The organism is Trinickia violacea (assembly GCF_005280735.1).
GTDB lineage: Bacteria > Pseudomonadota > Gammaproteobacteria > Burkholderiales > Burkholderiaceae > Trinickia_A > Trinickia_A violacea.
On sequence record NZ_CP040078.1, the window covers coordinates 1,810,389 to 1,836,537 of the forward strand.

Below are 26,149 nucleotides of genomic sequence, written 5' to 3' on the forward strand. Positions count from 1 at the left end.
GCCGCCTTCCAACACGCGGGCACGGACGAGCGGCCGGATCTTGACGATGCCGGTGGTCAGCGCCGTTCTGGCTAGCACGATTGCGCACGCGAGCGCTATTCTGTCGCCTTGCCAGCAACGCCTCGCCTCGCAACCCAGGAGCCACCATGCAATACAGGAAATTCGGCCATACCGGCCTGACGGTGTCGAATTTGTGCCTCGGCACGATGACGTTCGGCCTGCAGATCGACGAAGCCATGTCGACGCAAATTCTCGACAAAGCGACCGACGCCGGCGTGAATTTCATCGACACGGCCAACTCGTATCCGCTTGGCGGCGGCGCACAAATGGCGGGACGGACCGAGGAGATCATCGGCCGCTGGCTGAAAGGCAAGCGTCAACGCTTCATCGTGGCGACGAAGGCCGTCAGCCAAGTCGGGCCCGCGCCGTGGGACAAGGGCGCCTCGCGCAAGCATCTGCTCGATGCGATCGACGCGTCGCTCGAGCGCCTCGGCACCGACTACGTCGATCTCTACCAACTCCATTACGACGACCGCGACACGCCGCTCGACGAAACGCTCGACGCCCTCGATACGATCGTGCGCTCGGGCCGCGTGCGCTATATCGGCGTGTCGAATTTTCTGGCGTACCGGCTCGCGAAGGCGCTCGGACGCGCCGATCTGCGCGGGCTCGCGCGGTTTGTTTCCGTGCAGCCGCGCTACAACTTGCTGTTCAGACAAATCGAACGCGAGCTGCTGCCGTTGGCCGAAGAGGAGCACCTCGCCGTGATTCCGTACAACCCGCTCGCGGGCGGCCTTCTGACCGGCAAGCACAAGGGCGATGCGCCGCCGCCCGAGGGGCGCTTCACGGGCGGCAAGTCGGGCGCGATGTACCAGGAGCGCTACTGGCACGAACGCGAGTTCACGACGATCGAAGCGCTGAAGAAGGTCGTGGACGAAGCGGGCGTCGCGCTTTCCACGGCGTCGATTGCGTGGGTGCTGGCGAATCCGGCCGTGACGTCGGCGATCATCGGCGCGAGCCGCCCGGAGCAATTGACCGCCACGCTCGCGGCCGCGGATATGACCCTCGATGCCGGCTTGAAGGCGAAGCTCGACGAGCTCACGCATGAATACCGTTGGGGTGACGCGCAGCGTTGAATGCTGCGCCAAACGCAAGCGACGCTGACGACTTGTGGCCCCCATCGGAGCGAAAAGGCAGCTCTCAGGGATACGCCTAGGGTGCGCAATTTGAACGAGTTGGTTAAAATTGAGGCCACCGATACCGTACCGGTAAGGTAAGACTTGCCTTTCCCTGGAGACTGAATGCCCGGCGATCCCACCCCTTCCAGCGAAGCGACATCCGGCACGAATCCGCTCGGCATGGCCGGGCTGGAGTTCGTCGAATTTGCGGCGCCTGCGCCGGAAGCTGTCGCAAAGCGCTTCGAGCAGCTCGGCTTCAAAGCGATCGCGCGGCACGTCAGCAAGGACGTCACGCTCTATCGGCAAGGGCAGATGAATTTCCTCATCAACGCGGAGCGGGACTCGTTCGCCGGGCGCTTCGCGGAGGAATACGGCATGGGGGTGTGCGCAATCGGCATCCGCGTGGACAACGCGCGGCGCGCGTTCGAGCGTGCGCTCAAGCTGGGCGCCTGGGCATTCGAAGGTGAGCGGGTCGGAGTCGGCGAATTGCGGATTCCAGCCATTCAGGGAATCGGCGCGTCGCATCTGTACTTCGTCGACCGCTGGCGCGGACGCGGCGGTCAGCGCGGAGGGGTGGGCGACATCTCGATCTTCGACATCGATTTCCGGCCGCTCGACATCGCGACGGCCCATACCGACCTCGACTATGCAGGCACGGGGCTGCAGCAGGTCGATCACTTCACGCAAACGGTCGGCCAGGGCCGCACGCAGGAATGGCTCGACTTTTATCATGACCTCCTGCATTTCCGCGAGATTCATGAAATCGATCCGAGTTGCCATCTCTCCGATGACTCGCGTGTCATGGTGTCGCCGTGCGGCGCGCTGCGCATCCCCGTCTACGAAGAGGGCGCGCCGCGCACCGAGCTGATGCATGCCTACCTGCCGGGCCATCCGGGCGAGGGCGTGCAGCACATCGCGCTCGCTACCGGCGACATCCTCGCTTGCGTCGATGCGCTGCGGGCCAACGGCGTCGAGCTGATCGAGCCGCCCTCGCGCTATTACGACGAAGTCGACGCGCGTCTGCCGGGGCATGGCGTGGACCTGGATGCATTGCGCCGCCGCGCGGTGCTGATCGACGGCGAGATCGGCGACGATGGCGCGCCGAAGCTGTTTTTCCAGACCTTCGTGAAGCCGCATCCCGACGAGATCGTCATCGAGATCGTGCAGCGGCAAGGACATCAAGGATTCGGAGCCGGCAATCTCGCCGCGCTCGCCCGCGCGCGTCAAGCAGGCTGACGCGCGCCGCAACGGGCCACCGCCGCGCAAGCCAGTCGACAACACGACGCGGCGAACAGCCCCGCCTCAGCGCAACCGGAACACCGATGCCGCCGATTGCAGCCGTCCCGCCTGTTCGTCGAGCGAGGCCGCGGCTGCAGCGGCTTGCTCGACAAGCGCGGCGTTCTGCTGCGTCACCTCGTCCATTTGCGCCACGGCCCGGCTGATCTGATCGATGCCCGTGCTTTGCTCGTCGGAGGCCACGTTGATTTCCTCCATGATAGTCGCGACCTGGCGGATGACGGATTCCATGTTCGTCATGCGTTCGCCCGCCACCTCCACGAGCCGGCTGCCGTTACCCACCTTGGCGACGGACGCCTGAATCAGCTCCTTGATGTCCTTGGCCGCGGTGGCGCTGCGCTGCGCGAGCGAGCGGACCTCGGATGCCACGACGGAAAATCCGCGGCCTTCCTCGCCGGCCCGCGCGGCTTCCACGGCAGCATTCAACGCGAGAATGTTGGTCTGGAACGCGATGCTGCTGATGATCGACGTGATATCGGAGATTTTTCCGGACGCTTCGGTAATCTCCCGCATCGTCAAGATCACTTCCTGCACGGCTTCGCGGCCGCGCTCGGTGGCCTCGGTCGCCGACACGGCAAGATCGTTCGCTTGCCGCGCGTGTTGCGCGTTGCGCCTCACCGTCGCCGTGAGCTGCTCCATGCTCGCCGCGGTTTCCTGCAGCGATGCCGCCTGTTCCTCGGTGCGCTGCGAGAGATCGAGATTGCCCTGAGCGATTTCCCCCGAGCCGTGCGCGATCGAGTGGCTGGTCGACTGGATCTCGGCGATCATCGCGGCAAGGCGCGCCTTCATCTCGTCGAGCGCGGCGAGCAGGCTGCCTGGCTTGACGCCCGCCGCGTCGAGATGCACGTTGAGGTTGCCGTCGGCGATTTCGGTGGCGATCCGCACGGCGTATGCGGGCTCGCCGCCAAGCTGGCGCTTGACGCTGCGCAGCACCGCCCAGGCGATTGCGGCGACGGCCGATACGATGGCGGCGGTGATCGCGCCAAGCACGATGGCGAGCCTGTGGAACGCCTCGTCGATATCGTCATAGAAAAAGCCTGTGCCGATCCACCAATCCCAATCCGGAATCGCGACGACGCCTTGCAGCTTCGGCTCAGGCATCGCCTCGGGGCTGCGTTTGATCAGGACGTCGACCAGCGCAAAGTGGGATTGCGCCATCCCGGCGCGGTAGGCTTCGCTGTCGGTCAGGCCGCTCGTCGTCCGGTTTCCTTTTGCCTTGGTGCCGATGAACTTCGCGTTGGGATGCACGAGGTTGATGCCGTCGGAAGTCGTGACCCAGAAGTAGCTTTTGGTATTCGCGTTCAGCTGCGAGAGCGCGGTTTTGGCCTGCTGCTGCGCCTGCTCGCGTGTCAGCGTTCCGCTCTCCTGCAGGGCGCGATACGAATTGACGAGATGCTCGGCCTTGGTCAGAAGCGTGACGATCTGCTCGCGCCGGCTGTCGATCAGCGTGTCGCGCAGGGTATGCAACGCCACGGCGGCGAGCGACAGAACGCCGAGCAGCGCTGCAATCACGAGCACCAGCAATTGTTTGGAGAGCTTCATGGGAAATCCAAAAAGTTAACTACTTGGTGCATATATCGACCCCGGGCAGAGGGGTCTTGAGGTCGTTTTGTTGCCGGCAGTCCACATGCGTCGTCGGGGCAAACCCGAAAAACGTGCGCTAATCGCGCAAAATGTTCGATCATCGATCAGGTCGGTTCGCGACTGCATTGCCGCACCCGCTGCGCATCCCTATCCTTGACTCACCGTTTGGTACATTTAACGGATCTTCCCAAGCGGCTGGCCGGGCAAGCTCGCAAAGCCGCGCTGGTTCCACAGTACTTCGCACAGCAAACCTGTTCGGGGCGCGATCGCCCCGCGCAGCGGACGAGTTGTGCCCATTAAAACGATGAAGGATTGGAGATGGTGAAAAAACCTTACCCCGCGAAAGCGGCCATAGCCGGCGCGGCGGCGATTCTCGCAACGGCGCCTGCGTTCGCGCAGTCGACGGTCACGTTGTACGGCGTAGTCGACAACGGGATCGGATACCAAAACAATGCGTCGACACTGGGGTCGACTTCCGGCGGCAAATCGGCAGTCAAAATGGTGAGCGGCGTCTGGCTCGGCGATCGCATCGGGTTCAAAGGGAGCGAGGACCTCGGCGGCGGCACCAAGGCGATCTTCCAATTGGAAGAGGGATTTAGCGGCGCCACGGGCGCCATGTCGGTGTCGAACGTGATGTTCAGCCGCCAGGCCTATGTCGGCGCGACCAATCCCACTTACGGTACGTTGACCGCGGGGCGGCAGTACGCGTCGTACTACCAGTTCCTCTCGCCGTACAGCCCGACCACCTGGCTGACCGGGTTCTATGGCGCGCACGCGGGCGACGTCGACGGTTTGGACAGCATCTATCGCGCCAATAACACGCTCGTGTACACGTCGCCGACGTACTACGGCTTCTCGGCGTCGGGCTCGTATTCGCTTGGCGGTGTCGCGGGCAGCTTCAACGCCGGGTCGACATGGTCGGTGGCGCTGCAGTACTCGAGCGGTCCGCTAGGCGGAGCCGTTGCCTTCTCGCGCATCAACAACTCGACTTCGGGCGGCGGCGCGTTCGGCGCGGCATCGACGACCTCCAACGCTGGCGCGCAGATCGGCGTGTCGGCCGTGACGAACGGCTATCAGACCGCGCAGGCGCAGCAGCGCTTTGCCGTGGGCGGGCTCTACAAGTTCAACAGCAGCTGGGACGTCTCGGCGACCTACTCGAACGTCGAATACATTCCGGGTACGGGCTCGGCGTTCACCAATACCGCGATCTTCAATACCGGCGGCGTCGTATTGCATTGGAAGCCGGCCGCCGCATGGGACTTCGCGACGGGGTACAGCTACACGCGGGCGACGAAAGCCAACGGCATCACGAGCAGCGCGCAATATCAGCAGGTCAATTTGTCCGAGTACTACTCGCTCTCGAAGCGCACGGGCATCTACGCGCTGCAGGCGTATCAGCGCGCAAACGGCCAGACGTTGGGCACGGCTGGCGCAGGCCACGTCATCGATGCCACCGCTACCATCGGCGACGGTTTCCAGACCACGCCGTCATCGTCGCGCAGCATGTTCGCCGCGGGCGTCGGGATCGTGCATCGGTTCTGATGCGCTAGCGGGGCTCGTCGAGCTTCGCTGCATATGCAGATGTCGTGACTGCTTCACGGGCCTCTGCCGATTCGTCGGCGGAGGCCAATGCTTCGAGCGCGAGACCCTTGGTCTCGATGCCCATGATCCACACGGCCAACGCCGCGACCGCAAACGACAGGGCGCCTAGCGTAAACACCCCGCCCTGACCGAATACGGGCAGCACGACACCGACGGCATACGGGCCGATCAACGACCCCACGCGTCCGATCGCGGAAGCAAAGCCCGAACCGGTTGCGCGCGCGCCGGTGCCGTACAGTTCCGGCGTGTACGTATAAAGCGCGGCCCACATGCCGAACAGGAAGAACTGCATCGCGAGCCCGGCGCAGATGATGAGCGTGACGTCGCCCGCGTGCAGTGCCGTCTGACCATACACGTAGGCCATGACGCCGCCGCCCCCGAGCGAGGCGATGCAAGTCGGCTTGCGTCCCCAGCGTTCGACGAGCCACGCCGCGCAGAGAAAGCCCGGAATGCCGCCGAGAGAAATTAGCACCGTATACAACACCGAAGTCGCGACCGCGAAGCCGGCTTGCTGCATGAGCGCGCCGAGCCACGAGGTGAGCCCATAGAACCCGAGCAGCGCGAAGAACCACAGCGTCCAGACCATGATCGTTCGGCGGCGGTAGGCTCCGCTCCAGAGTTCGCGGAAGGCGCCGCGCGTGCGCGCGGCCGCCTGCTCGACGCGTTGCGATGGCGCGGGCAGCGACGCCAATCCGGTCGCCTTCAACACCTTCGCTTCGATGCGCGCCATTACCTTGTCCGCTTCGGCAAGACGCCCGCGATGTTCGAGCCAGCGCGGCGATTCGGGAACGATGCGTCGCACGATCAGCACGAAGATGGCGGGCACGGCGAGCAGCGCGAACACGGTGCGCCAGCCGAAATGCGGCAGCACGAAGTACGAGACCACGCCGGCCGAGATAAAGCCGAGCGGCCAGAATCCGTCCATCAATGCGATCAGCCGCCCGCGCTTGGCGGCCGGCACGAATTCCGACAGCAGCGTTTGCGCAACCGGAAACTCCATCCCCATGCCGATGCCGAGCAGCACGCGATAGACGATCAGCGCATCGACGCTTTGCGCCGTCGAACACAGATACGACGCCACGCCCCACAGCACCATGCTCCACTGAAACACCGGACGGCGCCCGAAGCGATCGGCAAGGAGACCGGCGGCTGCGGCGCCCAAAACCATACCGAAGAAGCTTGCGCTCGCAACCAAACCGGTGGTTGCCGTAGTGAGCCCGAATTCTTTCTTGATCGAGCCGAGCACGAACGTCATCGTGCCGAGATCGACCGAGTCGAAGAAGAACGCAACCGCGATGATGATGAAGATCGTGCGGTGATAGCCGGAAAACGGCAGACGTTCGAGGCGTGCGGCGGCGCTGGCGCGCGCAGGGGTCGAGCGAAAGGCGGGGGGCATGACACCTCCGAGTGAAAGAGAAGGGCCTCGTGATGGTTCGAGGCGGGCCTTCACTCAGTAAATGCCGCCATTAATCGCAGACATAGAAGGAATCCGGCATTGGCTTGGAATGGGCCCGTCATCGACGGCCGCGCCCTGACAGGCCGTGCCATGACGGGCCGTGCCCTAACAGGCCGTGCCCTAACAGGCCGTGCCCTGACAGGCCGTGCCCGTTTTCACCAAGTGGCGTGCTCAATTCGCGTGCGCGACGCCGGAGTTCGAGCGCGCTTCGGCACTGCGCCGCGCGGGCTTGCCGTTCGCCACAAAATAAGGCACATCCGCGCGCGCAAGTGCTTCATGTCCGCGAATGCGATCGACAATTTTCTCGGCGAGCATGATCGTCGGCGCATTCAGATTGCCCGTGGTGATACGCGGCATGATCGACGCATCGACGACACGCAAGCCCTCGATCCCATGCACGCGCCCCTCGCCATCGACGACCGCCATCTCGTCGTAGCCCATCGCGCAGGAGCAGGACGGGTGATAGGCGGTTTCGGCGCGGGCGCGCACGAATGCGTCGAGTTCGGCGTCGGTCGTGAGATCGGCGCCGGGGTTCAGCTCGCGGCCGCGATACCGATCGAGCGCGGGCTGACGGATGATCTCACGCGTGATCCGGATCGCGTCGCGGAACTCGCGCCAGTCGAGCGGCTCGGCCATGTAGTTGAAGAGAAGGCTCGGGTGTTCGTGAGGATCGCGCGAGCGCAGCTTCACGCGACCGCGGCTCGGCGAGCGCATCGAGCCGACGTGTGCCTGGAAGCCGTGCATTTCAATGGCGTTCGAGCCGTTGTAGTTGATCGCGACGGGCAGGAAGTGATACTGGATGTTCGGCCACAAGTCGTCGTCGCGCGTGCGGATGAAGCCGCCTGCCTCGAAGTGATTGCTCGCGCCGATGCCGGTGCCCTTCAGCATCCATTCGATGCCGATCGCGGGCTGGTTGCGCTTCAGGAGCGCGGGGTAGAGCGAGACCGGCTCCTTGCACTCGTACTGCAGGTACATCTCGAGATGGTCTTGCAGGTTCTGTCCGACGCCGGGCAGATCGAGCACGACCGGGATATCGAGTTCGCGCAGCCAGGCGCCGGGGCCGACGCCTGAACGCTGCAGGATCTGCGGCGACGCAATCGCGCCGCCGCACAGCAGCACTTCGCGCCGTGCGTGCGCGGTGACGCGCTCGTTGCGGTGCAGGTACTCGGCGCCGATCGCGCGCTTGCCTGAGAACAGGATGCGATCGGTGGTGGCGTGCGTGACGATGGTCAGGTTCGGACGCTGACGGGCTTGGTCCAGATAGCCGCGCGCGGTGCTCGCGCGCCGGCCTTTCGGCGTCACCGTGCGGTCCATCGGGCCGAAGCCTTCTTGCTGATAGCCGTTCAAGTCGTCGGTGCGCGGATAGCCGGCTTGCACGCCGGCCTCGACCATCGCTGCGAAAAGCGGATTGTTGCCGGGCTTGCTGGTTGTCACGCTGACCGGACCGTTGCCGCCGTGATAGTCGTTCGGGCCGATATCGCGCGTCTCGGATTTCTTGAAGTACGGCAGGCAGTCGAGATAGCTCCAGTTCTCGAGGCCCTTGTTCTCGGCCCAGCCGTCGAAATCGAGCGCATTGCCGCGGATATAGCACATGCCGTTGATCAGCGACGAGCCGCCGAGCCCCTTGCCGCGCCCGCACTCCATGCGGCGATGGTTCATGTGCGGCTCGGGATCGGTCTCGTAGGCCCAGTTGTAGCGCCGTCCTTGCAGCGGATAGGCGAGCGCGGCGGGCATCTGCGTGCGGAAGTCGAAGCGATAGTCGGGGCCGCCCGCTTCGAGCAGCAGCACGGTCACGCCGGCGTCTTCGGTCAGGCGAGTGGCGAGCACGTTGCCGGCCGAGCCGGCGCCGATGATGATGTAGTCGTATTCATGGGCGGTCATGGACAGCTTCCTCCTTTAGAACACCGGGTTATAGCGGCCAAGCTCGACCTGCACGGATTTGATGCGCGTGTAGTGCTCGAGCGTCGTGATGCCGTTTTCGCGGCCGACGCCCGACTGCTTGTACCCGCCCACCGGCATTTCGGCGGGCGATTCGCCCCAGGTGTTGATCCAGCAGATACCGGCTTCGAGGCGATGGATCGCGCGATGGGCGCGCGCGAGGTTTTCCGTGACGACGCCGGCCGCGAGGCCGTACGACGTATGGTTCGCGCGGGCGATGACTTCGTCTTCGTCGTCGAAGCCGAGCAGGCACATGACGGGGCCGAAGATTTCCTCGCGCACGATCTGCATGTCGTCGCGGCAATCGCCGAATACGGTCGGCGCGACATACTGGCCGCGCGCGAACTCACCGTCGACGAGGCGCGTGCCGCCCGCGAGCACGTGCGCGCCTTCGCGCTTGCCGCTTTCGATGTAGCCGAGCACCTTGTCGAGCTGCGCCGCGCTGGCGAGCGGGCCGAAGTTCGTCTGCGGATCGGACGGCTTGCCGACGCGAATGCGCTTCACGCGCTCGAGCACGCGCTCCTTGAAGGCTTCCTTGATCGAGCGATGCACGAACACGCGCGTGCCGTTCGTGCACACCTGCCCGGCGCTGAAGAAGTTTGCGGTGACGGCGATGTCGGCGGCGCGATCGAGATCGGCGTCGCCGAACACGATCAGCGGCGACTTGCCGCCGAGCTCCATCGTCACTTCCTTCAGCGACGACGCGCCCGCCAGCGACATCACCTTCTTGCCCGTTTCGACGCCGCCCGTAAACGACACCTTGGCGATCTCCGGATGCGCGGCGAGCCATGCGCCGACGCGCCCGTCGCCTTGCACGACGTTGAACACGCCGGGCGGCACACCGGCTTCGAGGTAGATCTCGGCGAGTTTCGAAGCGGACAGCGGCGTGACTTCGCTCGGCTTGAAGATCATCGCGTTGCCGGCCGCAAGCGCGGGCGCGGACTTCCAGCAGGCGATCTGAATCGGATAGTTCCATGCGCCGATGCCCGCACACACGCCGAGCGGTTCGCGCCGCGTATACACGAACGATTCGGCACGCAGCGGAATCTGCTGACCCTCGATCGCGGTGGCGAGACCCGCGTAGTACTCGATCACATCGGCGCCGGTGACGATATCGACGGCGAGCGTTTCCGCAATCGGCTTACCCGTGTCGCGCATTTCGAGTTCGGCTAGCTCGTCATTGCGCGCGCGCAGCAATTCGACGGCGCGGCGCAGGATGCGCGAGCGCTGCATCGCGGTCATCGCAGCCCATTCACGCTGGCCTTCGCGCGCCGATTGCACGGCGCGCTCGATGTCGGCTTCGCTCGCCTGCTGGACCGATGCGAGCGTTTCGCCGGTGGCGGGATCGAACGTGTCGAACGTGACGCCGCTGGTGGCGTCGACATAAGCGCCGCCGATGTAGAGACGTTGCAGGCCGTAAGCGGTGGAAGAGGGCATCGAGTATCTCCTTGGATGCGCGAATCGCGGCTTGAGAAGCGACCGCGAGCGAATTGATCGGGACGTAAACGTGATGGGTGGCTACGCGTGTTGGGCGAGCAGCAAATCGATGTAGTCGTTGGCGAGACGGATCGCGGCCTTCGTATCGAACGGCTCGCCGCTTAACGCGCCGCGCAGCCAGAGCCCGTCGATCATCGCGGCGAGACCGCTCGCCGAGCGCCGCGCGGCGGCACGCGGCATCGCCTTGCCGAACTCCGCGCACAGATTCGAATAGAGGCGGCGCGTGTTCACGTGCTGCAGGCGCTTCAGCGACGGCTCGTGCATGCTTTGCGACCAGAACGCGAGCCACGTCTTCATCACCGGAGCGCTGATCTGGCTCACGTCGAAATTCGCGGCGACGACGGCGCGCAAGCGCGAGCGCGGATCGGGCTTCGCCGCGGCGCGCCGCCGCGCCGTGGCGGCCCACAGATCGCGCAGGACGTGGCGCATCGTGGCTTCGATGAGGCCGTTCTTGTCGCCGAAATAGTGACTGACGATGCCGGTCGAGATGTTCGCGCGCTGTGCGACGAGCGCGAGCGTCGTGCCGGACAGGCCGGCTTCGTCGATGGTGTGCAGCGTGGCGTCGATCAATTGGGCGCGGCGCACTTCGCGCATTCCGACTTTGGGCATGGTCGTTTCCGGTTTCGTTGTGCGTCAAAAAGGACTCAATGATAGTCTTTTTATATTGAACGTTCAATCAATAAAAACGAACCGAACACGGGATGTCTGCGTTGGGCAAGCACGTGTCGGGTTTTGAACGATTGCTGCGGGGCCTTGCGGACTACGCTCGAACGAGTCGCGGCGGCTAATGATCGAGGCCGGTCTCACGGCGGACGCCGCGCTTAATGGACGTTGAAAAGGACGTTGAAAGGACGTCGAAACCAGCGTCGAACGAACGTATCGCTGGGCTTTGACGATGATGCCCGGGGCTTGATCCTGTTAAGGGACGTCGGCCCCGGGTTACGCTCAGTTCTTCACCGGGAAATACCAGAGATTGCGGTCGCTATAGCCGAACTGCTTGATGATCGACGCCAGCGTTCCGTCGGCGCGAATTTCGTCGAGCGCCCGCGACACCGCGTCGTTCAAGTCGACGTCGCCCTTGCGCAACGCGTAGCGCGCATAGCCGTATTCCTGAGGCAGCGGCTTGTAGTCGGTCACCATTTCCATTGCCGCAGAGGGATGCTGTTTCAGGAATTGCCCGATCTTGATGTCGTCTTCCATCGCGACGTCGATTCGCCCCGCGATCAAATCCGAGAACTCCGCCTCGTTGCTCGTGTAGAGCTTGAGTTCCTTCAGGTCCTTGCGCCCTTCGAGCAGTTGGTGATTGATGCTCCCACGCACCGTGCCGACGGTATGGCCGGCGAAGTCGTCCCACCCATGAATCTTCGACGGATTGCCGCGCTGTACCGCGATGCCCGATCCGTACCAGTACGCCGGGCTGGTGAACGCCACGACGCGCAGCCGCTTCTCGTTCTCGTGCAGGTTGTCGACGATGACGTCGGCGCGGCGGGCGAGCAGGGCCGGAATCATCGCGTCGAACGGCACGATGTCCCAGGTGACCTTGGTGATGCCGAGCCGCTTCACGACTTCGCGAAAGATGCGCACGTCGGCGCCGTCGTACGCGTGCGTTTTTTCGTCCTGGAAGGTCGATGGCGGATCGGGCGCGATGACGAGCGTGATGCCGTTCTGGATCGCGCGCGCGTAGGAACCGTCTCCGCCATCGAAGCGCACGCCGCTGATTCCGCCGCTATCAGCCGCATGAGCATTGGACAACGTGACAAGCCCCGTCAATATCGAAGCAAACACCAGCGTAGTTTTGCGCATCAAAAGCCCCCGAGTGGTTGATATTACCGACGTGTCGAACCGATCGTGCCATCCAGCCGCCGGTAGGATTGTTCGCCCTCGCGCGATCGCGCCGGGTCGTGGCGTGCCGCGGCGTTCGCATGGCGGGCGGTGCCCATCTTGCGTTCGAGCCAATGCACGACGAGCGCGCTCGGCCACGAAAACGCCAGATAGAGCGCGCCGACTATCGTGAATATGGTGACGTACTGGAAGTTCGTCGACGAGACGACCTGGCCTGTAAACATCAGCTCCTTGACCGTCACGATCGACACGAGCGAGGTGTCCTTGAAGAGCGAAATCGCGTAGTTGCCGAGCGGCGGCACGACGATACGGATGGCCTGGGGCAGCACGATCAGGCACAGCGTGTGGCGGCCGGACATGCCGAGCGCCTTCGCCGCTTCGATCTGGCTCTTCGGCACGGCTTCGATGCCGGCGCGGTACACCTCGGCGAGATACGCGGAGTAGTTGATCGAAAGCCCGACCACGCCTGCTGCGAACGGGGCAAAGCGAATCCCGAACGCGGGCAGCACGAAATAGATGTAGAACAGCTGCAGCAGCGCGGGCGTGCCGCGGATCACTTCGATATAGACCGACGCGAGCACGCGCGGCAGCCGCGCGCGGCCGATTTTGGCGACGGCAAGCAGCAGGCCGCACGGCAGGCTGAGCGCGAGGATGCTGAATGTCAGCTCCAGGCTCGTGAGCGCCCCCCTGAGCAGGTCGGGCAGATAGTTGCTCGCGTCGTGCAGATCGAACAGATCGAGAAAGGTGGTCAGCATGAGGTTCTGGCCTGTTGCGGGGACGCGGGTGTTTCGCTGAGCAGAAGCGCGCTAGCGCGGCACGCCTGGTTACCGCGGGCCCGAGCGCGCGCCGAGCATCCGGCTGATGCGCTCGGCATGCGCGCGCAGTGTGCGCCCCAGTGCGTGCAGGTCGTCGTCGCTCAGTCCGGTCTTGAGCGTGGTGACGCTGATCGCGGCCACGCCCTCGCCATCGCGGTTCGTAATCGCCGCGCCGACGCAGACCACGCCGATGTTGTCTTCTTCGTCGTCGAATGCGTAGCCTTGCTCGGCGACGAGGATCAGATCCTTCATCAGCTCCGCGGGCGTCACGCGGGTGTATTCGGTGCGGCGCGGCATGCCGGTATGCGCCAGCAGCTTCACGACCCGCGCCGGCGGCAGCAGCGCGAGCAGGGATTTGCCGAGTGCGGAGCAATGCGGAAGCTCGCGTTGCCCGAGTGCGGAGGCGATCCGCACGATGCCCGGCGCCTCGACGCGGCTGATCGCCACCGCATAGCCGTTGTCGTCGAGCACCGCGAGCCGGGAGGTGAGGCCGGTCGTCTCGGTCAGCTCGCGCAGCACCGGCATCGCGACCTGGGACAGGCCGACGTCGGCCGCCGCCCGGTCGCCGAGATGCACGAGCGCAAACCCGAGCCGATAGCGCCGCGAGCCGCCAAGGCGCACGTCGGTGACGTAGTCGCGGGCAAGCAAGGTCTGCAATAACGCGAACGCCGTGCTCTTCGAGACGTCGATCGCCGTCGCGATCTCGGCAACCGTGAGCCCCTCGGTGCCGCTGGCCCCCAAGGTATCCAAAACGTCGAGCGCCCGGCTGACGCTGCGAAGTGCGTTGCGTTCTCCAGTGGTTTGAGCGGTTTGTGTCATTTGTATTTCGAGTTCTTACCGATAGCGTGGCGGTCGAGCGTTTCAGCGAGCTTCGCACAGACGATATTGACAGTCATTAGGGTGGGACCGTACCATGAATATCTCGCCGAACCGCGTTCGGCAGAGCAGAACAATTTAAATAATTCGAGAGGCGGCACAGCGGATTCACGGTGTGCTTCACCCAGGCAAACAGCTACGGGGGCTACGGAACGGTGGCGTGCTCGCGGCATGCGCGCCACCGTATTCCGACGGCGAACAACGATGGGAATCATTTCAGAACGGGATTTGAACGACGGCGGGCAACCGAAAATGTCGGGTGCCTATTCGTTGAAAGTCGCACATGGCGACATTCTGCACATTAAGTCCGTGATTCAGCGATTGTCGACCCAGGATTTGAACGAATCGCGTTTGCCGCCGGCATATTGGCGAAAGCGCTTGCAGGAAATCATTGAAAGCCATCAATTGTCGAAAAGCCAATTCGACGAAATCGGCCGTCTTCTCGCTACGTTGAAGGAATAGCGGCCCACGGTGGGCTGTCCGGGGCTTCAGAGCGGGACCAGTTAATTGCCGAGGAACATCAGATGGAATGCTTTTCCGAAATTCAACGGAATGTCGTATTGCCGCCCGTTCTGCCTGAAGCGCGCAGCGCAAGGCGTATTGGCGTGGTGTTATTCAATGGCTTTGCACTCCCGGGTGCAGTGGCAATCACAGAGGTATTCCATTCGGCGAATGCATTTACCGACTCTGCGGATAGCGATGGCGCGCGCTATGAAGTCTGTCTGTTGTCGGCGGCCGGCGGCAGAATCGCAAGCTCGTCATCCGTCTTCGTTTGGACCGAAAGTGTCGACACGCAGCGCGATACGGACGATTTCCGTGCGCTCTTCATCGTCGGCGGTACCGGGGCGGCCAATGCGTCGCGGGATGATCGCCTCGTCGCTTGGTTGCGCCGCTCCCATTCCCGAACCGATCTGCTATTCCCGGTCGCCGAGGGCCGCTTGCTCCTCGAAGCCGCTGGCTTCGGGCAAACCGCCAATGGAGGGGGCAGCGGGGTACGTGCCGCCGAGTCAGAGCGAAACGTGACCCATGCCGCTCCCGCTGCCGAGCCAATGGACCCCATGCGAATCGCCATGTCGGTGGTGCAAGAGGATCTCGGCTCGGAAGCCGCCCGTCATATCGCTGACCGAATCGCGCCGTCCGCGGAAACGAAGCTCACCTCCAACGTGCGCAAGAACGCGTCGGATTGCGTCAACGAAAAGATTCAGGAATCAGCCCGGTGGCTCGAAGCGAACGGCGACCGGCCCATCGCTATCGACGACGCCGCACAAATCGCCGCCATGAGCGAGCGAAACTTCCTGCGGCGCTTCAAGATGGAAATGGGCGTCACGCCATCGGATTACCTCACGTCCGTGCGACTCGACATGAGCTGCCGCCTGCTCGTCGAAACCGATCTGCCGATCGATAAAATTGCCAGGCGTTGCGGTATCGGCAGTGGCGGGCGGTTATCGAAGCTGTTTCGTCAGCACTTCGAAACGACTCCGACCCAATACCGCGCAAGCAAACAGGTGGTCGGCAAATCGACGTAGGAAGCTCGCTGGCCTAATCGCCAGCGACGCGTGTCGGACGTCCGGCTTCGCGCAACCTAAGCATGCATCAGCACGCCGCCCGTCATACCGGCAGCTGGCACCATAGGCGAAGCCGCCGCAGGCGCAAGGGGGGCAACCTGCCTGCGCCGCTCCCTTGTCGGCGCCGTACCGAACGCATCGCGATAACTCTTGCTGAAATGGCAGGCCGACTGAAAACCGCAGGCCATCGTGATGTGCATGATCGACATATCGGTTTGCAGCAGCAATTCCCGCGCGCGCCGCAACCGCAGCGTGAGGTAGTAATGCGTCGGCGTCATCCCGAGATGCTCGCGGAAGAGCCGCTGCAGTTGCCGTTGCGACATATTCGCGAGCCGCGCGAGCTCTTCGCGCGACAACGGCTCCTCGATATTGTTTTCCATCAGCGCGATCACTTCGAACAGCGACTTGTTCGCTGACCCCAGCCGCGCAACGAGCGGCATGCGCTGCTGCGCGCTCGTATCGCGCACGTGCTCGACGATGAACTGTTCGGCGATCTGCGTCACGCGCGCCGTCCCCACGCGCGCAGCAATCAAGTTGAGCATCATGTCGAGCGGCGCGACGCCTCCCGTACACGTCACCCGATCGCGATCGACCACGAATAGTTCTTTCAGAAAACGCGTGCCGGGAAATTCCTCTTTGAGCGCCGACATGTTTTCCCAATGGATCGCGCACGCATAGCCGTCGAGCAATCCCGATTTCGCGAGCGCATACGTGCCCGTGCAAAGACTGCCGAGCGCCACGCCCTCGCGCGCGAAGCGGCGCAGTGCCGACAGATGAGCCGGCGTGGTTTCGCGCTGCACGTCGATGCCGCCGCAGACGAACACGATATCGGGCTTGCCGACGCATTCGGCCGGACCCGATTCGACGGATAACCCATTGCTCGCCGTCACCGGTCCGCCTTCCGGGCTCACCACCGACCAACGGTAAAGCGGTTTGCCGCTCAAATAGTTCGCCATGCGCAGCACTTCGATCGCATTCGTGAACGCGATCATCGTGAAGTTCGGCAACGGCATGAAGGCGAAGTGAGACAGCGACGCAGTTCGGTCGGGCGACATGGAGAAGCGTTCCTTCGGATCTGATGTGTTGCGGCCGATGCGGGGACATGGGCTCATTCATTGTGGAATCGGTGGCAACAAGCGTGCCATACGGCTTAACCCTTATCTCGCCGCCAAGCGGCACCGTGGCGTTGCATTGCGATGCACTGCGCGCGTGCGGCGGCAGCACGGGTTTCGCGCGCGATTCGCACTCGCGCAGTGCGAAGCTGTTGCGATGCAGCAAATCGTGACGAAGCGCGGATGCCGAAGTGTGCGCACGAAGATAACAATTTGAAAGCCGCACCTAATCGGCATAGATCGAGCCATCCGCACGATCTGTCACTTGTCCAAAATGGACTTCGATGGCGCAAAAAACCAAGAAAGCGTCTGAAATCGTAAATCGGCTCCAAAAGCGAACGACAAGAATAGAGCCGTCAAGTACGAGAGCCCGCAAGCCTTGCCGCAAGCGGGCGTGCTCCACCCACTCTCCAGGGACTCACTATGTCTAAGACGCTTCCATTGTTTGCGCAGACACTTGCCGAGCGCGATGCGCCGGTGCGCGGCGCGGTGTTGAGGGAACTCGAACGGCAGCAGTCGCAGGTCGAGCTGATCGCGTCGGAAAACATCGTGTCGCGCGCCGTGCTCGAAGCGCAAGGCTCCGTGCTGACCAACAAGTACGCGGAGGGGTATCCGGGCAAGCGTTACTACGGCGGTTGCGAATTCGTCGATGAAGTCGAGACGCTGGCGATCGACCGCGTCAAGCAGATCTTCGGCGCGGGCTACGCGAACGTGCAGCCGCATTCGGGCGCGCAAGCGAATGGCGCGGTGATGCTCGCGCTGACGAAGCCCGGCGATACGGTGCTCGGCATGTCGCTCGATGCGGGCGGCCATCTCACCCATGGCGCGAAGCCGGCGTTGTCGGGCAAGTGGTTCAACGCGGTGCAGTACGGCGTCGATCGCGAGACGCTCTTGATCGACTACGCGCAAGTCGAGGCGCTCGCTCAGCAGCACAAGCCGAGTCTCATCATCGCGGGCTTCTCGGCGTATCCGCGCGTGCTCGACTTCGCGCGCTTTCGCGAGATCGCCGATAGCGTCGGCGCCAAGCTGATGGTGGACATGGCGCACATCGCCGGCGTGATCGCGGCGGGACGGCATCCGAATCCGATCGGCTACGCAGACGTCGTGACGTCGACCACGCACAAGACGCTGCGCGGCCCGCGCGGCGGCTTCGTTTTGACCAACAACGAAGACATCGCGAAGAAGATCAATTCGGCCGTGTTCCCAGGGCTGCAAGGCGGTCCGCTGATGCATGTGATCGCGGGCAAGGCCGTCGCGTTTGGCGAGGCGTTGCAGCCGAGCTTCAAAACTTATATCGACAACGTGCTCGCCAACGCCAAGGCGTTGGGCGAAGTGCTCAAGGACGGCGGCGTCGATCTCGTGACGGGCGGCACCGACAACCATCTGCTGCTCGTCGATCTGCGTCCGAAGGGCCTCAAGGGCACGCAGGTCGAGCAGGCGCTCGAACGTGCCGGCATCACGTGCAACAAGAACGGCATTCCGTTCGACACCGAGAAGCCGACCGTCACGTCGGGCATCCGTCTCGGCACGCCGGCCGGAACCACGCGAGGCTTCGGCGTCGACGAGTTCGGTCAGATCGGCCGTCTCATCCTCGAAGTGTTCGATGCGCTGCGCAAACACCCGGATGGCGACGCCGAAACCGAACAGCGCGTGCGGCGGGAAATCTTCGCGCTGTGCGAGCAGTTTCCCATCTACTGATCCGCACGACGATACGCGCGCCGATAAGGGCCGAGAGGGCCCGCCAACCCAACCGCACGGTTGAAGACCATTCGCAAGAACGCCTGGAGAATTCGATGAGCACCCTGCACGAGAACAGCATCATCATCGACGGTCTGAACATTTCAAAGTTCGACCGCTCGGTATTCGAAGACATGAGGAAGGGCGGCATCACGGCCGCGAACTGCACGGTGTCCGTCTGGGAGAACTTCACGAAAACGGTCGACAACATTGCGCTCATGAAGCAGCAGATTCGCGAGCACAGCGAGATCCTGACGCTCGTGCGCACGACCGACGACATCCTGCGCGCGAAAAAGGAAAACAAGACCGGCATCATTTTCGGCTTTCAGAACGCGCATGCGTTCGAGGACAACCTCGGCTACATCGAGGCATTCCGCGACATGGGCGTGCGGGTCGTTCAGCTTTGCTACAACACGCAGAACCTCGTCGGCACGGGCTGCTACGAGCGTGACGGCGGCTTGTCGGATTTCGGGCGCGAGGTCATCACCGAAATGAATCGCGTCGGCATCATGGTCGATCTCTCGCATGTCGGCGGGAAGACGTCGTCGGAGGCGATCGCGTTTTCGAAGAAGCCGGTCTGCTATTCGCACTGTCTGCCGTCGGGGCTCAAGGAGCATCCGCGCAACAAGAGCGACGAGCAATTGAAGGAGATCGCCGACGCCGGCGGCTTTGTCGGCGTGACGATGTTCGCGCCGTTCCTGAAGCGCGGCATCGACGCCACGGTTGAGGACTACATCGAAGCGATCGGCTACGTGGTCAACCTGATCGGCGAAGACGCGGTCGGCATCGGCACGGACTTCACGCAGGGCTACAGCACCGAGTTCTTCGACATGCTCACGCACGACAAGGGCCGTTATCGCCGCCTCACGAACTTCGGCAAGGTCGTCAATCCCGAAGGCATTCGCACGATCGGCGAGTTTCCGAACCTGACGGCGGCGATGGAGCGCGCCGGCTGGAGCGAGACCCGCATCCGCAAGATCATGGGCGAAAACTGGGTGAGGGTCTTCAAGGACGTTTGGGGCGCTTGAGCGTCGGCCGTCCGCTTCCCTCTCATTCTTAGCAAACCTGAGTCATTCGATGCAACCGCAACTGCCGATCGACGTCGATCCCAACACGGGCGTCTGGACCACCGACGCGCTGGCGATGCTGTACGTCCCGCGTCATTTCTTCACGAACAACCACACGGCCGTCGAGGAAGCGCTCGGCCGCGAGGCGTATGCCGAGATTCTTTATAAGGCCGGCTACAAGTCCGCGTATCACTGGTGCGATAAGGAAGCAAAGCAGCACGGCATCAGCGGCATGGCGGTTTTCGAGCACTACTTGAAACGCCTCTCGCAACGCGGCTGGGGGCTCTTCAAGATCGTCGAGGCCGATCCGGTCAGCGCGCGTGCGCGCATCGTACTGCGTCATTCGTCGTTCGTGCTCCAGCAGCCGGGCAAGGAAGGCAAGCTCTGCTACATGTTCGCCGGTTGGTTCGCGGGCGCGATGGATTGGGTCAACGACACGCGCGATGGCGGCAAGCATGCGCCGCGTTCGCAATCGAAAGAGGTGCAATGCGCGGCCGAAGGCCACGACCATTGCGTATTCGAAGTTTCGCCGCTCGCTCAATAACACGCGGTAAAAAGCACTACGTTCGAGGTTGCCTGAGATGCGCTATCCCCATCTGTTCAAACCCCTGACGCTGAACCAGCTCACGGTGCGCAACCGGATCGTCAGCACGGCGCACGCCGAGGTCTATGCGGAGCCGGGCGGGCTGCCCGGCGATCGCTATATCCGCTACTACGAGGAGAAGGCGAAGGGCGGCGTAGGCCTTGCCGTCTGTGGCGGATCGAGCCCGGTGTCGATCGATAGCCCGCAGGGATGGTGGAAGTCGGTGAATCTCGCGACCGACAAGATCGTCGATCCGCTCTCGCGCCTTGCCGAAGCGATGCATCGCCACGGCGCGAAGATCATGATCCAGGCGACGCACATGGGACGCCGCTCGGCATTCCATGGCGAGCACTGGCCGCATTTGATGTCGCCCTCGGGTGTGCGCGAGCCCGTGCACCGTGGCAACGCGAAGATCATCGAGGTCGAGGAAATCCGCCGCATCATTGGCGATTTCGCGGCGGCGGCGAAACGCGTGAAGGATGCCGGAATGGACGGCATCGAGATCTCCGCTGCGCACCAGCATCTGATCGATCAGTTCTGGAGCCCGCGCACGAACTTCCGCACCGATGAATGGGGCGGCAGCCTCACGAACCGGCTGCGCTTCGGTGTCGAAGTCCTGAAGGCGGTGCGCGAGGCGGTCGGCCCCGATTTCTGCGTCGGCCTGCGCATGTGCGGTGACGAATTCCACGAAGACGGTCTCGATCACGAGCAGTTGAAAGAGATCGCGCAAGCGATGTCCGAGACCGGGCTCATCGACTATCTCGGTGTGATCGGCTCCGGTGCGGATACGCACAACACGCTCGCCAACTGCATGCCGCCGATGGCGCTGCCTCCCGAGCCATTCGTGCATCTCGCGGCGGGCATCAAGTCGGTCGTCAAGCTGCCGGTGATGCACGCGCAGAGCATTCGCGATGCGGGGCAAGCCGAGCGCTTGCTCGCGAGCGGGATGGTCGATCTCGTCGGCATGACGCGCGCGCAGATCGCCGACCCGCACATGGTCATCAAGATCCGCGACGGACGCGAAGACGAAATCAAGCAATGCGTCGGTGCGAACTATTGCATCGACCGCCAGTACAACGGCCTGGACGTGCTGTGCGTGCAGAACGCCGCGACGTCGCGCGAAGCGACGATGCCGCACGTGATCGAGAAGTCGCGCGGGCCGAAGCGCAAAGTCGTCGTGGTCGGCGCCGGCCCGGCGGGTCTGGAAGCCGCTCGCGTCGCGCGTCTGCGCGGCCACGACGTCGTGCTGTTCGAAAAGCAGAACGAAGTCGGCGGGCAGATCCTGCTTGCCGCGAAGGCGCCGCAGCGTGAGCAGATGGCGGGCATCGTCCGTTGGTTCGATATGGAGACGAAGCGTATCGGTGTCGACCGGCGCCTCGGCGTCGCTGCCGACGACAAGATGATTCTCGCGGAGAAGCCCGACATCATCGTGCTCGCCACCGGCGGTTCGAGCTTCACGAACCAGGTGCCGGCGTGGGGCGTCGAGGAAGGGCTCGCGGTCAGTTCGTGGGACATTCTCTCGGGGCGTGTCGAGCCGAAGCAGAACGTGCTCGTCTACGACGGCGTGAGCACGCATGCGGGCGCAGGCGTCGCCGATTTCATCTCGAGCCGTGGCTCGAAGGTCGAGATCGTCACGCCGGACGTCAAGGTGGCCGATGACGTCGGCGGCACGACGTTCCCGATTTTCTATCGCCGGCTCTACGCGCAGGGCGTGATTCACACGCCGAACTACTGGCTCGATCGCGTGTATGAAGAGGACGGCAAAAAAATCGCCGTACTGCGCAACGAGTACACGGAAGAGCAAGAGGAGCGTGCCGTCGACCAGGTCGTGATCGAAAACGGCGTCACGCCGAACGATGCGCTCTATTGGAAGCTCAAGCCCGAATCCGTCAACAAAGGACAAGTCGACGTGCACAAGCTCTTCGCAGCCGAGCCGCAGCCGTCGCTCGCGGAGCAACTTGGCGACGGCCGCTTCCTGCTGTTCCGCGTCGGCGATTGCATTTCGATGCACAACATCCACGGCGCGATTTACGACGCACTGCGTCTCGCGAAGGATTTCTGACGATGAATCCGGCCTTTCTGATTACCGCATTGCTGTGGCTGTCGGTGGCGGGGCTCGCGTTCGCGGTCGTAAAGCGCTCGTCGTACTGGCGTCTCGGGCGCGCCACCGCGCCGGGCGCGTTCGGCGTCGCGAACCTGTTCGCGATCCCGAAGCGCTATTTCGTCGATCTGCACCATGTGGTCGCGCGTGACCCGTACATCGCAACGACGCACGTCGCGACCGCTGGCGGCGCGATCGCCGCGCTCGCGCTGGTGTTCGTCAACTACGGGCTCGCGATTTATTCGCCGTGGCTCGACAAGCTGATCTTTCTTGCGGCGCTCGCGATGCTGATCGGAACGGTGTTCGTGTGGCGCCGCCGTCACACGAAGAACGTTCCGGCGCGGCTCTCGCGCGGCCCCTGGGATGCGCTGCCGTGGCTGCTCGGGTCGTTCGCGCTGGGGCTGCTGCTGTTCGTGACCGTGCCGGCGCCGGCGATGTCGAAGGGGCTTGCCGTGACCTTCGCGGTGCTGATCGGCATCGGCGCGTTTGCGATGACGTTCGGCGCGGCAAAAGGCGGCCCGATGAAGCACGCGATCGCGGGCCTGCTGCATCTCGCGTTCCATCCGCGCCAGGAGCGTTTCGCGGCGAACCGCGAAGCGTTCACCGGCAACGGTAGCGCGACGCCGCCGACTGCGCTGAAGCTGCCCGACATCGAGCATCAGGAATATGGCGTGGCGAAGCCGGTCGAGTTCCGCTGGAACCAGCTCTTGAGCTTCGACGCGTGCGTGCAGTGCGGCAAGTGCGAAGCGGCGTGTCCCGCGTTCGCGTCGGGCCAGCCGCTGAACCCGAAGAAGCTGATTCAGGATCTCGTCGTCGGGATGGCGGGCGGCAGCGACGCCGCCTACGCGGGCAGCCCGACGCCGGGCATCGCGGTCGGTCAGCATCGCGGCGAGCCGAACGGACCGATCGTGTCGAGCCTGATCGAAGCCAATACGCTCTGGTCGTGCACGACCTGCCGCGCGTGCGTGCAAGAGTGTCCGATGCTGATCGAGCACGTCGATGCGATCGTCGACATGCGCCGCAACCAGACGCTCGTGCACGGCGAAGTGCCGGGCAAGGGCGCTGAAGTGCTCGCGAATCTGCGCGAGACCGGCTCGGCGGGCGGCTACGACATCGCGGCGCGCTACGACTGGGCGGTCGACCTGAACGCGCCCACCGCGCAACCGGGCAAGCCCGTCGACGTGCTGCTGATTGCCGGCGAAGGCGCGTTCGACATGCGCTACCAGCGCACGCTGCGTGCGCTCGTCAAAGTCTTGAACCGGGCCGGCGTGGACTACGCGGTGCTCGGCGGCATCGAGACCGATACGGGCGACGTTGCGCGGCGCCTCGGCGACGAAGCCACGTTCCAGCGGCTCGCGACACGCCTGATCGGCACGCTCGATCGATTGAGCTTCAAGCAAATCGTCACGGCCGATCCGCACGTGATGCACAGCCTGCGAAACGAATACCGCGCACTGGGCGGACGTTACCCAGTCCAGCATCACACGAGCTTCATCGCGGAGCTGGTCGCGCAGGGCAAGCTCTCTCCGAAGGCCGCGGCCGCGCTGCGCGACAAGCGCGTGACCTATCACGACCCGTGCTACCTGGGCCGCTATAACGGCGAGACCGAAGCGCCGCGCAAGCTGCTGAAATCGATCGGCATCCAGGTGGTCGAAATGGAGCGGCACGGCATGCGCGGACGCTGCTGCGGCGGTGGCGGCGGTGCGCCGCTGACCGATATTCCCGGCAAGCAGCGCATTCCCGATATCCGGATCGCGGATGCGCGTGCGATCGGTGCGGAAGTGGTTGCGGTCGGATGCCCGAATTGCACGGCGATGCTCGAGGGCGTGGTCGGTCCGCGTCCGGAAGTGCTTGACGTGGCGGAACTCGTCGCCGGCGCGCTGGAGTGAAGCGATGAATACCATCAAAAGAATCGATCCACGCAGGCCGTTCACGGTCACGGGGGCTGGGCTCAAGCGCATTACGCTCGGGGCGGAAGCGGTTGCGGGCGCAACCACCGACTATGTCGCGATGGCGGCGCATGGACCGGGCGTCAAGCCGCGCCGAGCGCTGACTACCGTCGAGCGCGTCGTGCTGGCGGTTGCCTACAGCGATCGGGGGGCGCTCGACGAGCACGCGCGGCAAGCCGTGGCGGCCGCCGCCCTGATCGCGGATTCACGCACCGAAGTTGCGCTGCTCGTCTTCGGCGAGTTGAAGGATGACGCGGCTGCGCTCGGTGCGGACAAAGTCATCGAACTACCCGCGCTTGACCGTCGTGCATTCGCGCCGGAGAAAGCACTGCGGGCGCTCGAAGCTTGCGTCGCCGGCATGACGCCCGTGCACATCGTCATGCCGGACAGCGTGACGGGCGATGGCGACATCGGCCGCCGGTACGCGGCGCAAACGGGCGCGAGCATCGCAACCCACGTCGTGGAAATCGACAACTCGCACGTCGGCGTCTACGCCAAGGCGAAGCAGTCGTTCGCAACGCGGCCGCTTCCCGAGGTGATCTTGCTCGCACCGAATGCGGTCGACCCGAAGCTGCCGTTCGTCGGCGCGGGCGAGCGCGTGAACTTGGTCGGCGACGAAACGATCGGCGCCGAAAGTCCGGCATACCGCGATCTCGGCATCGAGGAGATCGACGCCGCGCAGGTGGCGCTCGAAGAAGCCGACTTCATCGTCTCCGCGGGCAATGGCGTGAGCGACGTCGCGGCATTCGAAACGCTCGCGGGTGTCTTCGGCGCGGCGATCGGCGCGAGCCGGGTGGCCGTCGACAACGGCAGTTTTACGCGCGACAAGCAGGTCGGGGCGACGGGCAAGACGGTCGACGCGAGCGTGTATATCGCATTCGGTATATCGGGCGCGGTACAGCACCTGCAGGGCATCAAGGATTGCCGGCATGTGATCGCGGTGAATCTCGACGGCAGTGCGCCGATCGTGAAGCGCGCGAATCTCACGGTGATCGGCGACGCGCAGACCACCATCGCCGCGCTGACGGACGAAGTCAGGCGCGCTCGCGCGGCGCATGCGGCGCAGTCGAGTGCATCTTTCGAAGGCGTATCCGTATCCGCTCACGAAGGAGTCACGGCATGAACGGCACAGGAACGCTGAAGCGAATCGCGGTGTTGGTGTCGGTGGGTATCCACCCGGTGAGCGGCGCGCCGCGTTATAGCCGTAACGACGCTGCCGCACTCGACATCGCACGCAAGCTCGCCAAGACCCATCAAGCCGCTCTCGAAGTGGTGCACGCAGGCGATCCGTCGAATCCCGCGCTGACCGACTACCTCGCACTCGGCGCGGAACGCATCGACGTACTCGCCTGCGGCGACGGCGACGATGCCGCGCCGGCGCTCGCGAAGCGTCTGCAAGGCTGCGACCTCGTGCTGACCGGCACGCGAGCCGAGGGGGCGTACGACACCGGCATGCTGCCGTACCGCATCGCCGCTGCGCTCAGGTTTCCGCTGATCGGCTCGGCTGTCGACGTTTCGATCGACAACGGTCGCGTTGCGGTTCGGCAATTCTTGCCGAAGGGGGTGCGCCGGCGCGTCGACGCGGGGTTGCCCGCGGCCGTGGCCGTCCATCCGCTCGCGAACGCTGCGCCGCGCTATGCGTACGCGCGTTCGCAAGCGGGCTCGATCGTCCCGAACCCACTCGCCGCGCAAGCCGACCTGGATGCCGCCCAGTGGACCGTCGCACGGGCCGAACGCAAACCCGTGAAGCTCGCCGCCGCTGAAAAGCGCTCCGGCCACGCCCGGATGCTGTCCGCGACGACGACGGAAAGCCGCGGCGGCAGCGTCGTAATTGACGGGAGTTCGGTCGAAAAAGCACAAGTGATCCTCGCGTATTTGCGGGAGCATCAACTCATCGATTATTGACGCGTCTGGTGTTCATCAGACGCGCAAGCACTGAGACGTAACGAAT

Annotated in this window: 21 protein-coding genes; 12 read left to right on the forward strand and 9 right to left on the reverse strand. The window is 64.0% G+C overall.

Going from position 1 to position 26,149, the window contains the following annotated elements:
- The first annotated feature begins 146 nt into the window (after positions 1-146).
- Positions 147-1,136: an aldo/keto reductase gene (locus tag FAZ95_RS30275; RefSeq protein ID WP_137336118.1), complete on the forward strand. Its 990-nt coding sequence runs from the start codon at positions 147-149 to the stop codon at positions 1,134-1,136.
- Positions 1,137-1,301: 165 nt separating this feature from the next.
- Positions 1,302-2,414, forward strand: coding sequence for a 4-hydroxyphenylpyruvate dioxygenase family protein (locus FAZ95_RS30280; RefSeq protein ID WP_137336119.1), 1,113 nt, complete (start codon positions 1,302-1,304; stop codon positions 2,412-2,414).
- A gap of 66 nt (positions 2,415-2,480) precedes the next feature.
- Here the strand turns inward: FAZ95_RS30280 and FAZ95_RS30285 are convergent, their stop codons facing one another.
- The gene (locus FAZ95_RS30285; RefSeq protein WP_137336120.1) at positions 2,481-4,016 is read right to left on the reverse strand and encodes a methyl-accepting chemotaxis protein; all 1,536 of its coding nucleotides are present in this window, start codon (positions 4,014-4,016) and stop codon (positions 2,481-2,483) included.
- A gap of 360 nt (positions 4,017-4,376) precedes the next feature.
- Here FAZ95_RS30285 and FAZ95_RS30290 point away from each other — a divergent pair, with 360 nt between their 5' ends.
- Positions 4,377-5,600: a porin gene (locus tag FAZ95_RS30290; protein ID WP_137336121.1), complete on the forward strand. Its 1,224-nt coding sequence runs from the start codon at positions 4,377-4,379 to the stop codon at positions 5,598-5,600.
- Positions 5,601-5,604: 4 nt separating this feature from the next.
- Here the strand turns inward: FAZ95_RS30290 and FAZ95_RS30295 are convergent, their stop codons facing one another.
- From FAZ95_RS30295 to FAZ95_RS30325, 7 genes are all read right to left on the reverse strand, one after another.
- The gene (locus FAZ95_RS30295; protein ID WP_137336122.1) at positions 5,605-7,056 is read right to left on the reverse strand and encodes an MFS transporter; all 1,452 of its coding nucleotides are present in this window, start codon (positions 7,054-7,056) and stop codon (positions 5,605-5,607) included.
- A 231-nt stretch (positions 7,057-7,287) separates the two neighbouring features.
- On the reverse strand, positions 7,288-8,997 hold the full coding sequence (betA, locus tag FAZ95_RS30300; RefSeq protein ID WP_137336123.1) for a choline dehydrogenase: 1,710 nt from the start codon (positions 8,995-8,997) through the stop codon (positions 7,288-7,290).
- A 15-nt stretch (positions 8,998-9,012) separates the two neighbouring features.
- Positions 9,013-10,491 (reverse strand): betaine-aldehyde dehydrogenase, encoded by a 1,479-nt coding sequence (betB, locus tag FAZ95_RS30305; protein WP_137336124.1) that lies wholly within the window; start codon positions 10,489-10,491, stop codon positions 9,013-9,015.
- Between the two features lie 81 nt (positions 10,492-10,572).
- Positions 10,573-11,160, reverse strand: coding sequence for a transcriptional regulator BetI (gene betI / locus FAZ95_RS30310; protein ID WP_137336125.1), 588 nt, complete (start codon positions 11,158-11,160; stop codon positions 10,573-10,575).
- Between the two features lie 336 nt (positions 11,161-11,496).
- The gene (locus FAZ95_RS30315; RefSeq protein ID WP_137336126.1) at positions 11,497-12,354 is read right to left on the reverse strand and encodes a substrate-binding periplasmic protein; all 858 of its coding nucleotides are present in this window, start codon (positions 12,352-12,354) and stop codon (positions 11,497-11,499) included.
- A gap of 23 nt (positions 12,355-12,377) precedes the next feature.
- Positions 12,378-13,148 (reverse strand): amino acid ABC transporter permease, encoded by a 771-nt coding sequence (locus tag FAZ95_RS30320; protein WP_137336127.1) that lies wholly within the window; start codon positions 13,146-13,148, stop codon positions 12,378-12,380.
- A 69-nt stretch (positions 13,149-13,217) separates the two neighbouring features.
- On the reverse strand, positions 13,218-14,027 hold the full coding sequence (locus FAZ95_RS30325; RefSeq protein ID WP_137336128.1) for an IclR family transcriptional regulator: 810 nt from the start codon (positions 14,025-14,027) through the stop codon (positions 13,218-13,220).
- A gap of 261 nt (positions 14,028-14,288) precedes the next feature.
- On the opposite strand from FAZ95_RS30325, the gene FAZ95_RS30330 reads away from it, so the two are divergent.
- Together FAZ95_RS30330 and FAZ95_RS30335 are read left to right on the forward strand one after the other, a co-directional pair.
- The gene (locus FAZ95_RS30330; RefSeq protein WP_137336129.1) at positions 14,289-14,546 is read left to right on the forward strand and encodes a hypothetical protein; all 258 of its coding nucleotides are present in this window, start codon (positions 14,289-14,291) and stop codon (positions 14,544-14,546) included.
- 98 nt (positions 14,547-14,644) lie between these two features.
- On the forward strand, positions 14,645-15,610 hold the full coding sequence (locus FAZ95_RS30335) for a helix-turn-helix domain-containing protein (RefSeq protein WP_254700345.1): 966 nt from the start codon (positions 14,645-14,647) through the stop codon (positions 15,608-15,610).
- A gap of 56 nt (positions 15,611-15,666) precedes the next feature.
- Here the strand turns inward: FAZ95_RS30335 and FAZ95_RS30340 are convergent, their stop codons facing one another.
- Positions 15,667-16,761, reverse strand: a complete 1,095-nt coding sequence (locus FAZ95_RS30340; protein WP_137336131.1) for a GlxA family transcriptional regulator — start codon at positions 16,759-16,761, stop codon at positions 15,667-15,669.
- Between the two features lie 423 nt (positions 16,762-17,184).
- On the opposite strand from FAZ95_RS30340, the gene FAZ95_RS30345 reads away from it, so the two are divergent.
- The 7 genes from FAZ95_RS30345 to FAZ95_RS30375 all read left to right on the forward strand — a co-directional run bounded on the left by FAZ95_RS30345 (position 17,185) and on the right by FAZ95_RS30375 (position 26,103).
- Positions 17,185-18,459, forward strand: coding sequence for a serine hydroxymethyltransferase (locus FAZ95_RS30345; protein ID WP_137336132.1), 1,275 nt, complete (start codon positions 17,185-17,187; stop codon positions 18,457-18,459).
- 95 nt (positions 18,460-18,554) lie between these two features.
- Positions 18,555-19,526 carry a dipeptidase gene (locus FAZ95_RS30350; protein WP_137336133.1) on the forward strand — a complete coding sequence of 324 codons (972 nt, stop codon included), beginning with the start codon at positions 18,555-18,557 and terminating at the stop codon, positions 19,524-19,526.
- 49 nt (positions 19,527-19,575) lie between these two features.
- Positions 19,576-20,109, forward strand: a complete 534-nt coding sequence (locus FAZ95_RS30355) for a DUF5943 domain-containing protein (RefSeq protein WP_137336134.1) — start codon at positions 19,576-19,578, stop codon at positions 20,107-20,109.
- Between the two features lie 37 nt (positions 20,110-20,146).
- Positions 20,147-22,210, forward strand: a complete 2,064-nt coding sequence (locus FAZ95_RS30360) for an NADH:flavin oxidoreductase (protein ID WP_137336135.1) — start codon at positions 20,147-20,149, stop codon at positions 22,208-22,210.
- Between the two features lie 2 nt (positions 22,211-22,212).
- Positions 22,213-24,138, forward strand: coding sequence for a (Fe-S)-binding protein (locus FAZ95_RS30365; RefSeq protein WP_137336136.1), 1,926 nt, complete (start codon positions 22,213-22,215; stop codon positions 24,136-24,138).
- 4 nt (positions 24,139-24,142) lie between these two features.
- On the forward strand, positions 24,143-25,321 hold the full coding sequence (locus FAZ95_RS30370) for an electron transfer flavoprotein subunit alpha/FixB family protein (protein ID WP_137336137.1): 1,179 nt from the start codon (positions 24,143-24,145) through the stop codon (positions 25,319-25,321).
- Positions 25,318-26,103 carry an electron transfer flavoprotein subunit beta/FixA family protein gene (locus FAZ95_RS30375; RefSeq protein WP_137336138.1) on the forward strand — a complete coding sequence of 262 codons (786 nt, stop codon included), beginning with the start codon at positions 25,318-25,320 and terminating at the stop codon, positions 26,101-26,103. The genes FAZ95_RS30370 and FAZ95_RS30375 overlap by 4 nt, the downstream gene beginning before the upstream one ends.
- Positions 26,104-26,149: the final 46 nt, after the last annotated feature.